Origin of the sequence: Mycobacteroides sp. H001 (genome assembly GCF_001440005.1) — a bacterium.
GTDB lineage: Bacteria > Actinomycetota > Actinomycetes > Mycobacteriales > Mycobacteriaceae > Mycobacterium > Mycobacterium gwanakae.
The window spans coordinates 150488-163679 of sequence record NZ_LJYH01000028.1; the positions used below are offsets into that span (position 1 = coordinate 150488).

The following is a 13192-nucleotide window of genomic DNA, read 5'->3' on the forward strand; positions in this document are numbered from 1 at the left end:
CATGACCGCAGCACCGCCCACCACCGCAGAGCGCGTGCGCTCGGCATGTGCCCGCGCCGCAAGCTCCACTCTCGCCATTGCCGGAGCCGATGTGGTCGGAACCTCGCTGCACCACCTGTTCGACGACGGAACCTTCGCCGTTGCGGTCCCCGCCGGCAGCGCGACCGCTGCGACCGTGGTTTCCGCGGGGCCGAACGGCATGCCGGCACTCCTGGAACTGACAGACCAGGCCCCGCTACCGCTGCGCGAGCCGGTCAGATCCCTGGTCTGGGTGCGCGGCAACGTCGTGGCCGCCACCGATCGGGAGGCCCGCGGCATCGTCGACGTCATCGCCAGCCGCACACCCGATCCGGCACTCCTGGACATCCGCACCGATATGCGGCTACGCACGGAACCCGGCTCGATCCTGCTGTGCCTGACCGTGGAGTCCGTCGTTGTCGCCGATTCGACCGGCGCCGAATCGGTTGATGTCTCCGCGCTGCTCGGCGCGCGCCCCGATCCTTTCTGCGCACTCGAGGCCGGGTGGCTCTCACATATCGACAACGACCACCGCGATCTGGTCGAGCGGCTGGCGCGGCGGCTTCCACTGAGCCTGCAGCACGGTGAGGTGCGGCTGCTCGGCATCGACCGCTACGGCATCCAACTGCGCGTGGAGGGCGAGGCCGGTGACCACGACGTCAGGCTGCCGTTCAACGAACCCGTCAACGACACCGCCGGACTGAGCCAAGCGCTGCGCATCTTGGCCGGCTGCCCCTTCCTCAACGGACTGCGCGCCCGAAAGATCTAACCCAGCAACAGCTCGCGCAACACCCCGGCGAACATTGTCGGAGCAGTTCGGTGCGCGAAATGGTCCTGTCCGACAAGCTCTTTGACTCGCACGCCGGGTACCCGCCGCGCCAGGTAGCCCACTGGCTCACGGAACTGCATCGGCGAGTTGGCCCCCTCCAGCAGCAGCATGGGGATCACCGCCCGGGTGTACTCATCGAGCACCTCCGCGCACTTTTCGAGCGCGTAAAACTCCCGCGACACCGTCACCGAACGCGCTCGGACAGCCTCGCTGCCTTCCCGATTCGCCACCGCCACGCTCTCCGACACCGGAAGCGGCGGCTCGTAAAGGACAACAGCCGCCACATCGAGTCCGCGACGTAACGCCTCCAAGACGACGACGGCGCCGAACGAATGGCCGAGTATCACCGCATCGGGCCCGGCCTCCGCGGCCACCGCGATGACGTCATCGGCCTCACGCGCCAGGCTGTGCTCTGCCGCGTCGGTACTCGCGCCGTGCCCACGCCGGTCGATGAGAAAACAGGTGAAGTCCCGCTGCAGCTCTGTGGCGACATCAGACCACGTCGCCCCCGAATCCATGGCTCCGTGCACCATGACGAGCGGTGGCCCCTCGCCGGACACTGTCAGGCTCAGCCGCACTCCATCGGGCGATGCCACATAGCGCAACGCGCTCACCACATCGGACACTCTTCTACCAATACCAGCCACAATGAGCGCCGTGGCCGAATCGGACATGTCAGCGCGCACAATCCGCATCGAGATGGGGATTGTGCTCGCCATCAGCTTCGGGATGAGCGCGGTGAGCGCCCTTCTGCAGTTCACATCTGCCGTCATCGCGGGACTTTCCGGCCAGACCGTCGCCCTGAATCCCCGTCGCGCCGAGCTGAGCCTGATCGACCTCGGATTGAATCTCGTATCGATCACCCGGTTGATCGCGTGGGGCGCACTCGCGGTGTATCTGCTGTGGCGCAGCGGATTCGGTCCGTCATCGATCGGGCTCGCCCGCTGGCGCTCGCGTACCGATGGCCTGGGGGCGCTCGGATTGGCGGCGCTCATCGGACTTCCGGGCCTGGCGTTGTACGTCGGCGCGCGCTGGATGGGCTTGAGCGTTCAGGTCATTCCCGCCTCGCTCGACGACACCTGGTGGCGCATACCGGTGCTGGTGCTGTCCGCCTTCGCAAACGGCTGGGCCGAGGAAGTGGTGGTCGTGGCCTATCTGCAGACCCGACTGCGGCAGCTGGGCTACGGAACAGCGACCACCATCGCGTACTCGGCACTGCTGCGAGGTTGCTACCACCTGTATCAAGGCGTCTCGGCCGGTATCGGAAATCTGGTGATGGGTCTGGTCTTCGGATACCTCTGGCAGCGGACCGGACGACTATGGCCGCTGGTTGTCGCCCACGGCGTGATCGACACCGTGGCCTTCGTCGGGTTCGCGTTGCTCCGGGATCACCTGAGCTGGCTCCATTAGCCTCATCTCATGGGATGCGCACGATGACCGAGCCCACCATCCCCTTCCGTGGGCGGCGCCCCCATCGACGGGACGGGCGGGAGGACAGCGAGGTCATCCGGCGGTATCCGCAACAGCCGCCGCCTCCACCGGCCCGTACCCCGCCGCGTCGACAGGGACCACCGCTGCCGCGCCGGGAACACTCCCCACCGCCGCGTCCGACCTCACGTGATGTGCGACCCCGGCGGCCGGCACCGCCTGCCAAATCGCCGCCGCCCCCACCGCCGTCCCGGCCGCGCCGCACCAGACGGTGGGGCACCTGGATACGGCGCACTCTCCTTCTCGCAGTGACTCTTGTTCTCGTCGGGTTCTGCACCATCGTCGGCACGGCGTTCTGGATCGACGGACGGTTGCACCGCGTGGACGCGCTCACCGACTATCCGGAACGCCCGTTGCCCGGCAGCGGGACAAATTGGCTTCTGGTCGGCTCCGACAGCCGTCAAGCCCTCAGCCCCGAACAGGAGGCGGAGCTCTCTACCGGCGGCGACACCGGTGATGGCCGCACCGACACCATCCTCGTGGTGCACATACCGGCCTTTTACGACGGTGGGCCCGCCACCATGATCTCCCTCCCCCGAGATTCGTACGTTCCCATTCCCGGATACGGAAGCGACAAGATCAACGCTGCCTTCACGCTAGGCGGAGCGGCCCTGCTCACCCAAACCGTCGAACAGGCCACCGGCCTGCGCATGGACCACTACGCCGAAATCGGATTCGGTGGATTCGCCTCGGTAGTCGATGCCGTCGGCGGCGTCTCGATGTGTCTCGACGAGCCAATTGACGACCCCCTAGCGGGAGTTAACCTGGCCGCCGAGTGTCAGATACTCAACGGGCCCAATGCACTTGGATATGTGCGCAGTAGGGCCACCCCTCGTGCAGACCTGGACCGCATGACGCGTCAGCGGATTTTCATGGCGGCGCTTCTTCACCGCGTGAGCAGTCCGGCGGTGTGGGCCAACCCATTCCGGTGGTATCCACTCGCCACCTCTACCGCCGATGCCATCACCGTCGCTCAGGGCGATCACAGCTGGAATCTGGCTCAACTGGGCCTGGCCCTAACCGGCTCTACCCAAAACCTGACCATGCCCATTGGCTCGTTCTCCTCAAACTGGGCGGGGGACGTCGTCACCTGGGATGAGGATGCCTCGGCACGGCTCTTCGAGGCCTTGCGCACCGGTCAGCCGGTACCCGCAGACCTCTTGCCCGACCCGGCCACACCGACCCCTTGACGCACTAGGCTTTTCGGTGTGGCTACCACCGACCTCCATGCGCGTGCATCTTCACCGTTCCTCGAACTGTTGCGGGACCAAATCGGCAACGAGTTCACGGCCTCCCAGCAGTACATCGCGATCGCGGTCTACTACGACGATGCCGATCTGCCGCAGCTTGCCAAGCGCTTCTATGCGCAAGCGGTCGAAGAGCGCAATCACGCGATGATGATCATCCGCTATCTGATCGACAAGAACGTGGACGTCTCGATCCCCGGCGTTGATGGCGTCGTGAACGAATTCGCCGATGCGCGCGCACCCATCGCCTTGGCCCTCGAACAGGAGAAGCGCGTCACCGACCAAATCACCGCGCTCGCCCGGGCGGCCCGTACGTCAGGCGACTATTACGGCGAGCAGTTCATGCAGTGGTTCCTCAAGGAACAGGTCGAAGAGGTCGCCGCCATGGACACGCTGCTGACGGTTGTCGATCGTGCCGACCACGACCTGTTCGATCTGGAGAATTTCGTGGCGCGCGAGCTCAACCGGCCCATTGGGCAGGACCCCACCGCTCCCCCTGCCGCCGGGGGCGCACTCTAAATCAATTTTGTGCACGACGATTTCCAATTGTTGTTGCACAGAAATTAACTTTGGCTAAGTTAAGAATCCGCCAATTACCTTGTGTAAAATTCGAGAATTACTTAGGTGAAGATAACCTCATTAAGGCTGACCTTGGCTGACAAGGCCTCTGACCTGGTCTATTGTCGAGTTCATGTCCGCGAACGACACCCCCAAGACTAAATTCAACGCGCTTCTCCACGACCAGATTGGCCACGAGTTCACCGCGTCGCAGCAATACATCGCTATTGCCGCGTATTTCGATGACGCCGATCTTCCGCAGCTCGCCGCACATTTCTACAAGCAGGCGGTAGAAGAGCGCAACCACGCCATGATGATCGTGCGGTACCTGATCGACCGGCGCGTTTCCGTGGAGATCCCGCCCGTGGGCGCGGTCACGAACGGATTCACCGCGCCACGTGAACCGCTGGCGCTGGCGTTGGCCCAGGAGCAGACCGTCACCGAGCAGGTCACCGAGCTGGCCCGCACCGCCCGGGACGAAGGCGACTACATCGGCGAGCAGTTCATGCAGTGGTTCCTCAAGGAACAGGTCGAAGAGGTCGCCCTCATGGACACGCTGCTCACCGTGGCCGAGCGTGCGGGAGACAACTACTTCGACCTGGAGGAGTTCGTCGCACGCGAGATCTCGGTCGAATCAAGCGATCCCACCGCACCCCCGGCCGCGGGTGGCTCGTTGTAGCCAACCTGACGCGCCGCTGACTGCTCTCCCTCGCGCTCGACCACGGTCGAGAACGGGGGAGAGTTTGTTTTCGCACCCATCACGCCCGTTCTCTCACTCCCCGTCGGCTAATCTTGATTGGCAGATCCTGATTTGCCACCTCAAAGGACGACGCTACGGAAAGGGGGGCGGCGTACCGGATGTCCCGCGGCAGACAGATTCAATTGACGCTCACTGCTTCTCGCGCCATAGAGTCACTTCGAGCCAACCCATTGTTTGTCGACACATTGGCCCAACACCTGGTACTGGCATCGGGTGACCCCTACGCGTTAGCACTCCTCGACCATCAACCAGCGGATTCTCCCGTTGCTGCCGATCCGACTAGCGACCACAAATCGTTCATCGCGCATTGCCGGTCACTGATGACGCGGCACTACGACGACTCCCTACTGGCTGCAACACATTCCGGCGCCCGCCAGGTGGTGCTGCTAGCGGGTGGCCTAGACACCCGCGCCTATCGGCTGGACTGGCCTGATGGCACCACGGTTTTCGAGGTCGACTATCCGGAGCTACTCGGCTTCAAACAAGAGGTGCTCGCCGAGATTGGTGCGCAACCGCGCGCCGAACGCCGACAGGTCGGAACGTTCCTCAGCGGACCGTGGCAGCCCGACCTGACCGCAGCCGGGTTTGACCCCGATCTGCCCACCGCGTGGCTGGCCGAGGCACTCGTCTCACATCTGCCAGGCCCCAGCCATGACGCACTCTTTGAGCGCGTCATCGAGATGTCGGCCCTCGGGAGCACCATCGCCACCGACACCGACGGCGCAGCACCCTCCGGCCAGCCGTGGGCCGACGTTCGCGATGCGTTGACCCCCGACACATTCCAGGTACAGGAACTCACGCTGGCGGACGACGGACGGACCCGTTCCGGTGAGTGGCTGTCGGGGCATGGCTGGCTTGCCGGCACGACCACCGGGCACGAACTCGCGCAGCGCTACGCCAAGGCTTTGAGCACTGAGCCGGCACCGTACGCCCAGGAATTCGCGGAACGCCGGTTTCTCACCGCGACGCTGCCATCGACATACCTCTCCTAGCGCCGAGAACTAAGACGCTGCACTGAGATTCGAATCTCGAGCGCGCTTGACGCGATAAAGCATGTCATCTGCGGTTCTGCGCAGAGACTCGAAATCAAAGCCGGCATCGCCCGTCGATCGCCAGGCTGATCCAACGCTGACGGTGGCACCGCGCGGTCCGATACCGGCTCGCAGTGTGCTGACCCGCTCGATAAAAGCGACCGCTTCCTCGGCCCGATCATGAAAGGCCACGATCATGAACTCATCGCCGCCCACCCGGGCCGTGATATCGCTGGCCCGGGCCGTAGTGGTGAGCACCTGAGCGACAGCCTTGATGGCTTCATCGCCCGCCTCGTGCCCCAGCGTGTCGTTTATTTCCTTGAGACGATCCACGTCCACCAAGACGACAGCGACGATTCGCGGGGCGCGCTGCCCGAACAACAGTGAGTTCAACGCCAGTTGCACACCGCGGCGGTTCAACAATCCGGTAAGCGGATCCTGGTGTGCCGCAATGGAGACAGCCGTCAGCGATCTCCTTCCGCCCTCGATCACCGCCTGAATGATGAGGGGCAACAACACCACGGAGGAGATGACGGGTGCGTGGTAGACGTACTGCCCGAAAAGTGTGGCCTCGCCGAGATGGACATTCCACACCGTGATGGCACAGATCGCCGCGGTCGCAAAGACACAGTGGGCGGCCAGCACTCGCCAACCGAGCAAGAACGCTGCGAACACACCTACCAGGCCCATATGTGAAATCGCGCCCAGGCGGGAAGCGGGCGCCGAGAGCATGCACGCACCGATGACCAATGAAATATCCGCCCAGCACACGAAGGCGATCGCCGTGCGGCGTTTAGGCCAGGGCAGCACGATCCAGCACATCCCGACGACCAGAGAAGAAGCCACCAATACGCCGTGAATGACCCTGGGCAACACACCGTGCGGCCCCATCGGATGGAGCTGAATGAGCACCCCAAAGACCACGATCGACATGCACAGCAATCCGATGGCGATCTTGAGAGGAACCAGGTTACGGCTGACTCGCAACGCGCGCGTGGCGAGTCTGTACTCCTCCCCGTATGTCAGCGACGTGTCACCAGCCACAAACGTGATTATGGGCCTGACCCGTGCAGCAAATAGGGGTTAATGACAGAAATTCAACTACAGCGCGGTACCGGTGAGCCCTCGCTGCAACCATGCTTTGGTGCGGCCGGGATGGTTGGTGGCTATCCAGGCGACACCTATGCTCCGGCAGAATTCGACGTCTTCGTAATGGTCGACGGTCCAGCAGTAGGTGGCTCGCCCCTGCGCCGCAGCCCGGTCGACCAGTTCCGGGTGCTCGCGCAAGGTGGCGATGGATGGCCCCACCGCGGTGGCTCCCACGGTGGTCGCGGCACTGCCTCCCAGATATCGCGACGTCTCGCCCAGGAGCACGGTCGGCAGCATGGGCGCCGCGCGACGGATACGCCATACCGCCGCGGCAGAGAACGACATGACGACTGCCCGCGACATATCCGCTGACGCCGGTGCGGCGATGCCGAAGCGGTGCAACAACGCCAGCACCTTGTTTTCCACCAACGATCCATAGCGGACCGGATGTTTGGTTTCGATGAATAGTTTCACCGGGCGGTTCCAGTCGAGCACCAGCGAGACCAGCTCCTCGAGGGTCAGCAGCCCGGTGCTCGGTCCGGCCTCCGCTCCGCCGGGGTGCCATCCTCCGAAGTCCAACGCGCGCAGCTGGCTCAGTGTCATCTCACTGACCAATCCGGTCCCGTTGGACGTGCGATCCACCCTGCGGTCGTGGACGCAGACCAGTTGTCCGTCGCGAGTGAGGCGAACATCGCATTCCACACCGTCAGCGCCCTCTTCGAGGGCGAGCTCGTATGCGGCAAGAGTGTGCTCGGGCCGATCCGCCGACGCACCCCGGTGCGCGACGACGAACGGGTGACGCTCGGCCCTGCCGTCTATCTCGTCGGCTCCTTGCACGAGCTGAGGGTCCTCCCCATCACCAGGCTCCGGCGACTCGGTCACGCTCCAATGCTGCCGGTTCCTGCCCCGTCCGTTCAACCGCAGCGCCGGAATTGTCCTCGCGTGTCGTCGGCACATCGGGTTGATCGGCGTCGATCGGCACTGGCCCTTGCGGAGACTCCACCGCCAGCCAGCGCACCGCCCGGTGATGTCCTTCTGGCGCGGTGAAGCCGTCGTACACACGCCGAAGGGACCAGGCCGCTACCGCTGCGATCGCGTAGTCGATCGCGGTGAACAGCGCGTTGTCCGCCACTCCCTGCACAGTGACCGAGTCACGGGCCACCCAGGTCACCAGCACCAACAGCCAGGTCACGCCCCACAGAACCGACCACCACACGATGTTTCGGTATTGCCGGTACCAGCGGTTCTCTATCTTGGCGAGCTCCAGCAGCAGCAGCGGTACGCCGACGATGTTCACGATCGGCAGCAGACACCCCACGCGGATCTCCCAGCGCGCCCGCGGATCCTCAAATCCCAGGTCCCGGTAGGTTTCGGCCCGACGCGCGATCATCCACTCGGTGAGGAACCACGCGGTCGCCACCATCACCGCGAAGGCGAGCGCCACGCTGAAGAGCACTAGCCCGTTCGACGTGCTGGCGACGAACCTGGGAATCAGTGCTCCGCGGTTGTAAACCATCAACGCATATCGAAGAAAATGTGCACACGAAACGATTGCCAGGGTGATGATTGTGGCCAGCAGGAGCCTTTCGAGCACCCGGCTGGGGACACGACCCCCGGCTATCCCTTGGCGTGAGGATCCCGCCGGTTCGATGTGGTCGACCAGACCCCAGCGCGGGATGTACGCGTAGCGCGGCGTCGGCCCGAGCGGACGGCGGCGACGGGTGGCGGTCGGGGGCGAGCCGGGGCGCACGGCAATCCATCGATATCCCGCGGGCAGCCGTGTCGGACGCGCCGGCGGACGGCCGGCGGGTGTTGCCACGGGCCCCTGCGCGGCGGGCGGAACCCAATACTTGCCACCCGACGGCTGCGCAGCAGCGGGCGGACGCGAAACCGGCGCGGCATAGCGCGCCGGTGCGGTCATGCCCGGCTCAAGTAGCGTGCCCCGACACCGCGGGCACCAGTATCGACGCTGCTCACGCACGTTCCACTGGGTACCGCAGCGGGAGCACACCTGGATCATTCGTCCAGCGTAACGGCCTGAGGGGGCAACCGGCAGCGAGTAGTACACAGACACCAACCCACGAGGTTGGTCGCCAGGCGCTCAGCTGATTGTGGGTTTACCTGCCTGTACCCACGCCAACATGCCGCCAGAGACGTTGCTGACATCGAATCCGTTGCGGTTCAGATAGGCGGCTGCGCGCTGCGATCGCCCACCCGCATGGCAGATCACCCACAGCGGAGCGTCCGGATCCAGCTCGTCCATCCGAGAGGGCACATCGCCGAGCGGTATATGTTGCGCGCCGTCGATATGCCCCGCCGCCCACTCGTCGTCCTCACGAACGTCAAGCAACTTGACACCAAGATCCAGCGCGGCCGAGATCTCGTCGATTCCGACCTGTGGAACCTCGTCACCCGAGGGGAAGCTCATCGTCCATTCCTGTCGCTCGATCGGTATGACACCTGCCGCGCCTGCAACTTTTCGCAGTGTGACGCACGCCACAGCAATGTCGGCTTATCCACAGTATCCACAGGTTGATCCACAAACCACATGCTGCTCATTTGCATTTGCGCTGGCCAGGACTTCGTAGCGGCGCTCAGCGGGGCTGGTGACGGGGAACCGTAGCACCGCCTGTGCATAGTTAGCGAATTCATGGTCGCTGCCGTGGGATAGCTCACGCCTGCGCGGGACCGCCGGGCGGTACGTCCAGTCCGATGGGGCAGGACACCGATGTCCCACCCAGGCCGCAGTATCCGTTCGGGTTCTTCGCCAGGTACTGCTGGTGGTACTCCTCGGCATAGAAGAAGGTCCGGGAAGCGGCCCCCGAATCCCCCAGCGGGCCGTCCAACGGAGCAATCTCCGTGGTGACAGCGCCATACCCGGCCTCGGCAAGGGCAGCGCCGTACCGTGCGGCACTCGCGGCAGCCTGTGCCGCCTGGCTCTCGCTGGTCGTGTAGACGACCGAGCGGTACTGCGTGCCGCGATCATTGCCTTGCCGCATGCCCTGGGTCGGGTCGTGACTCTCCCAGAACTGCACCAACAGCTGTTCGTAAGTCACCTGGCGGGGGTCGAACACCACCAGCACGACCTCGGAGTGACCGGTCTGTCCCGAGCACACCTCTTCGTAGGTCGGATTGGGCGTGTAACCCCCGGCGTAGCCGACGGCCGTCGAATAGACACCGGGCAGGTTCCAGAACCCACGCTCGGCACCCCAGAAGCAGCCCTCCCCGAACACAGCGGTCTCCAGCCCCTCGGGAAAGGGCGGCACGATCGTGTGCCCGTTGACGAAATGGACACCGGACACCCGAATCGGGGTGGCACGCCCCGGCAGGGCCGCACCCTCTTCAACAATTGCCGCCTTCCCCGGTTTAAGCCCTTCCTCGAGCCGTCCCAGGATCTGATCGCGAACGTTATCTACCCAAGAAGCCATGGACTCAATGGTACGCCGTGGCACCCAGCCAATTTGCTGGTCTAGCTGGGGTTTCCAGGTACACGCAGGGTGAATTTTCGCGCATCGCGATTTGGAGCTATGATGACCGTCACACGCGAGGTGATGTGACTCATCTCACCGCGAGGGTAGTTGCAATGTGAGCAGGAGGGCAGCGATGACGGCACAGTCGGCAGGACATGAGTCGATGTCCACTTCCGGCTGGCAGCTGACACCTCGCTGCTACAACACGTCCTATCGTGTCGCGGCATTCCGCGCGCTAGTCATCGCCGTCATCCTCGCGGCCGGCCTCGCGATTCTCATCCTGATCTAGCCGGGATATTCGACGCCCGGTTTCATCCGGCCAACATTGGGTAACCAATTGAGGATGCGTGCGTCCTTGCGACGCGTTGCGCAATAGAGCAGGGTTGAATCGGTAGGCCGGCGCATCCGGTGAAACCGGTTTGGCCGTGTCTTCTCATTGAATGGATCTGCACACACGCGGATACGAAGCAAGCCGAAAGGAATCTCGTGGCTGAGTACACACTGCCCGATTTGGACTACGACTACGGAGCGCTGGAGCCCCACATCTCGGGACAGATCAACGAGCTGCACCACAGTAAGCACCACGCGGCCTACGTCGCGGGTGTCAATTCCGCTGTCGCCAAGTTGGAAGAGGCTCGCGAGAAGGGCGACCACGCCGCGATCTTCCTCAACGAGAAGAACCTGGCCTTCCACCTCGGTGGCCACGTGAACCACTCCATCTGGTGGAAGAACCTGTCGCCCAACGGCGGCGACAAGCCCACCGGCGATCTGGCCGCCGCCATCGACGACCAGTTCGGCTCGTTCGACAAGTTCCAGGCACAGTTCACCGCCGCGGCCAACGGCCTGCAGGGCTCGGGCTGGGCCGTACTCGGTTACGACAGCCTGGGGCAGAAGCTGCTGACCTTCCAGCTGTACGACCAGCAGGCCAATGTCCCGCTGGGCATCATCCCGCTGCTCCAGGTCGACATGTGGGAGCACGCCTTCTACCTGCAGTACAAGAACGTCAAGGCGGACTACGTCAAGGCGTTCTGGAACGTGGTCAACTGGGCCGACGTGCAGGACCGCTACACCGCGGCAACCACGAAGACATCAGGTCTGATCTTCGGCTGATCTTGCTGTTTCGCTTGGGCCCCGGGTTTGTTACAAATCCGGGGCCCAAGTGTGTTTCCGGCGTGTCCGCTAGCGATTGCGGGCCGACTCCGCGCATGGTAACTCTGGAAAGAGCAGCGTCGCGCGATGTGGATTGTGATGTCAGAGTGATTGCGAGCGTGGCAGATATGGCAACCAGTTCCGATCAGCCGATCGAGATCGCGCCCTTCCATGCGGGCGGATCACTCAGAGGATTTGTGGTGTGCGGCCGCTGGCCCGATTCCACCAAGGAATGGATGCAGCTGCTGATCGTGACCGTGCGCATCGCCACGCTGCCTGGATTACTTTCCACCACAACGATTTTTGGCGCTCGCGAGGACTTACCCGACGATCCCACGCCCGGCATGGTCGGACTGGTCATCGCCGAAGGAACGGTTCTCGGAGAGTCCGCCGTGACACCCGGGTGTTTTGCGGAACACCAACCACCCGCGTTGCTGATGCTCCACCCACCGTCGGAAACCAACCCGACACTGCCCGAATGCCTTGGCGCGGCCTCCGGTTGCCTTCTCCTCCCAGGATTGCCGCACCTGGGCCTGGAGCACCGCGCCGCCTGGGTCGAGGCCGAGTCGGATGGCACGGTGACATCGGTGGTGAGCCGAGTGGGCATCGACCCCATCAGTGACCCGGATACGGCCGTTTTGGCAATGCTCCTTGCGGCATAAGGGAATTGAGTAAATTCGGCTTCCTGGCAAGATGTCACGAAGCGGCCTCATGCAACCGAAAGGCACGCGCCTGGTGGAGTTTTCCAATCGGGCTGCGCCAGACGCCAGCGGATCGCCGAAGAACTGACGGCGTTTGATCGGCCTGCCCACGGCAGTCCCGAAGTGGTGTCCGGCCCATGAGTTGTGCGCCCCGCTGCGCGTGTTCAGCGGTGTCGTGACAGGGGGGAGATATCCGGCAGGAGTTCATGGCCTCTCCGTGGCCGTCAGCCGCGTTCACGGGGCAACGAGCTCTGAGCGCCCCGCCTTCCACACGTGTTCGGCGCTTACCGGCGCCGTTAATCGCCCGTGGTACGCGAGAACGGCGCAAACGACCATGCCGAACCAGCGACCACCCATGCGAGTTCTTTCCTCTTCCTGGCGACCATTTCCGCGTTCCTTACAGACAGGCCCGGTGCCTCGACAGCGCGGGCCGCGGTCACCCCCGCCAGCGACCATCGGTCCACCGGCGCGCGGTGCGGGTCTTCGGGGGCAGGGTGTGCGCTAGCGCGGTCTTGATTACGCCGGGCACTTCGCCACGCCGAGCTGTTCCGCCAGGTCTGCTCGCGACGAACGGTGACGACAGCCGCCGAGAGTCCGATCCTGAGGGATCCGCGACGGCACCGAAGGGTTTCATCGCGGGGCAGTGACCGCCCCCCGTCGCCCTAGGTTGCTGTGATCTTGCTCACAGTGTGCAGTCACGGATTTACCGCTGGTCAGAGGGGATGCCCTGTTGACGACCACACTTGCGGTCGATGTTCCAGTATTTAAACGTTACGACTGCGCGGCGATTCACACCATAATCGCAAGCTGCCGTTATCGTCACGGGCATGACATCGGGCCAGGTCAGCGAGG

Annotated in this window: 15 protein-coding genes; 9 read left to right on the plus strand and 6 right to left on the minus strand. The window is 64.0% G+C overall.

Annotation, left to right across the window (positions count from 1 at the left end):
- The first annotated feature begins 1 nt into the window (after position 1).
- The gene (locus tag AOT83_RS11425) at positions 2-787 is read left to right on the plus strand and encodes a DUF2470 domain-containing protein (protein ID WP_057965382.1); all 786 of its coding nucleotides are present in this window, start codon (positions 2-4) and stop codon (positions 785-787) included.
- Here the strand turns inward: AOT83_RS11425 and AOT83_RS11430 are convergent.
- Complete coding sequence (locus AOT83_RS11430; protein ID WP_057965383.1) at positions 784-1473, minus strand: alpha/beta hydrolase; 690 nt, start codon at positions 1471-1473, stop codon at positions 784-786. The two genes, AOT83_RS11425 and AOT83_RS11430, sit on opposite strands and share 4 nt — an antisense overlap.
- 22 nt (positions 1474-1495) lie before the next feature.
- On the opposite strand from AOT83_RS11430, the gene AOT83_RS11435 reads away from it, so the two are divergent.
- From AOT83_RS11435 to AOT83_RS11455, 5 genes are all read left to right on the plus strand, one after another.
- Complete coding sequence (locus AOT83_RS11435; protein WP_057965384.1) at positions 1496-2257, plus strand: CPBP family intramembrane glutamic endopeptidase; 762 nt, start codon at positions 1496-1498, stop codon at positions 2255-2257.
- A 326-nt stretch (positions 2258-2583) separates the two neighbouring features.
- A complete protein-coding gene (locus AOT83_RS11440) occupies positions 2584-3525 on the plus strand; it encodes an LCP family protein (RefSeq protein ID WP_057965385.1) in 942 nt (313 codons plus the stop codon).
- 18 nt (positions 3526-3543) lie between these two features.
- Complete coding sequence (locus AOT83_RS11445) at positions 3544-4101, plus strand: ferritin (RefSeq protein ID WP_030096159.1); 558 nt, start codon at positions 3544-3546, stop codon at positions 4099-4101.
- 172 nt (positions 4102-4273) lie between these two features.
- Positions 4274-4819 (plus strand): ferritin, encoded by a 546-nt coding sequence (locus AOT83_RS11450; protein WP_030096160.1) that lies wholly within the window; start codon positions 4274-4276, stop codon positions 4817-4819.
- Positions 4820-4998: 179 nt separating this feature from the next.
- A complete protein-coding gene (locus AOT83_RS11455; protein WP_057965386.1) occupies positions 4999-5892 on the plus strand; it encodes an SAM-dependent methyltransferase in 894 nt (297 codons plus the stop codon).
- Positions 5893-5901: 9 nt separating this feature from the next.
- Here AOT83_RS11455 and AOT83_RS11460 read toward each other — a convergent pair whose 3' ends face one another.
- The 5 genes from AOT83_RS11460 to msrA form a co-directional block, all read right to left on the minus strand.
- Positions 5902-6957 (minus strand): GGDEF domain-containing protein, encoded by a 1056-nt coding sequence (locus AOT83_RS11460; RefSeq protein ID WP_057965421.1) that lies wholly within the window; start codon positions 6955-6957, stop codon positions 5902-5904.
- 75 nt (positions 6958-7032) lie between these two features.
- The gene (locus tag AOT83_RS11465; protein WP_096498345.1) at positions 7033-7902 is read right to left on the minus strand and encodes a glycerophosphodiester phosphodiesterase; all 870 of its coding nucleotides are present in this window, start codon (positions 7900-7902) and stop codon (positions 7033-7035) included.
- A complete protein-coding gene (locus tag AOT83_RS28035) occupies positions 7877-8941 on the minus strand; it encodes a DUF4328 domain-containing protein (RefSeq protein ID WP_234797728.1) in 1065 nt (354 codons plus the stop codon). Before AOT83_RS28035 ends, AOT83_RS11465 begins: the two co-directional genes overlap by 26 nt.
- Positions 8942-9121: 180 nt before the next feature.
- Positions 9122-9448 (minus strand): rhodanese-like domain-containing protein, encoded by a 327-nt coding sequence (locus tag AOT83_RS11475; protein WP_030096165.1) that lies wholly within the window; start codon positions 9446-9448, stop codon positions 9122-9124.
- 244 nt (positions 9449-9692) lie between these two features.
- On the minus strand, positions 9693-10448 hold the full coding sequence (gene msrA / locus AOT83_RS11480; RefSeq protein ID WP_030096166.1) for a peptide-methionine (S)-S-oxide reductase MsrA: 756 nt from the start codon (positions 10446-10448) through the stop codon (positions 9693-9695).
- Between the two features lie 175 nt (positions 10449-10623).
- On the opposite strand from msrA, the gene AOT83_RS27360 reads away from it, so the two are divergent.
- From AOT83_RS27360 to AOT83_RS11490, 3 genes are all read left to right on the plus strand, one after another.
- Positions 10624-10779, plus strand: coding sequence for a hypothetical protein (locus AOT83_RS27360; protein ID WP_101312434.1), 156 nt, complete (start codon positions 10624-10626; stop codon positions 10777-10779).
- A 197-nt stretch (positions 10780-10976) separates the two neighbouring features.
- Positions 10977-11600: a superoxide dismutase gene (locus AOT83_RS11485; RefSeq protein ID WP_030096167.1), complete on the plus strand. Its 624-nt coding sequence runs from the start codon at positions 10977-10979 to the stop codon at positions 11598-11600.
- 167 nt (positions 11601-11767) lie between these two features.
- Entirely contained in the window at positions 11768-12301 is a 534-nt protein-coding gene (locus AOT83_RS11490; RefSeq protein WP_057965387.1) for a hypothetical protein, read from the plus strand.
- The last annotated feature ends 891 nt before the right edge of the window (positions 12302-13192 follow it).

Coding starts and splice junctions, on each gene's coding strand:
- AOT83_RS28035 (WP_234797728.1), bottom strand. CDS start 8,941: ATGACCGCACCGGCGCGCTATGCCGCGCCGGTTTCGCGTCCGCCCGCT.
- AOT83_RS11490 (WP_057965387.1), top strand. CDS start 11,768: ATGGCAACCAGTTCCGATCAGCCGATCGAGATCGCGCCCTTCCATGCG.
- AOT83_RS11450 (WP_030096160.1), top strand. CDS start 4,274: ATGTCCGCGAACGACACCCCCAAGACTAAATTCAACGCGCTTCTCCAC.
- AOT83_RS27360 (WP_101312434.1), top strand. CDS start 10,624: ATGACGGCACAGTCGGCAGGACATGAGTCGATGTCCACTTCCGGCTGG.
- msrA (WP_030096166.1), bottom strand. CDS start 10,448: ATGGCTTCTTGGGTAGATAACGTTCGCGATCAGATCCTGGGACGGCTC.
- AOT83_RS11435 (WP_057965384.1), top strand. CDS start 1,496: ATGAGCGCCGTGGCCGAATCGGACATGTCAGCGCGCACAATCCGCATC.
- AOT83_RS11455 (WP_057965386.1), top strand. CDS start 4,999: ATGTCCCGCGGCAGACAGATTCAATTGACGCTCACTGCTTCTCGCGCC.
- AOT83_RS11425 (WP_057965382.1), top strand. CDS start 2: ATGACCGCAGCACCGCCCACCACCGCAGAGCGCGTGCGCTCGGCATGT.
- AOT83_RS11475 (WP_030096165.1), bottom strand. CDS start 9,448: ATGAGCTTCCCCTCGGGTGACGAGGTTCCACAGGTCGGAATCGACGAG.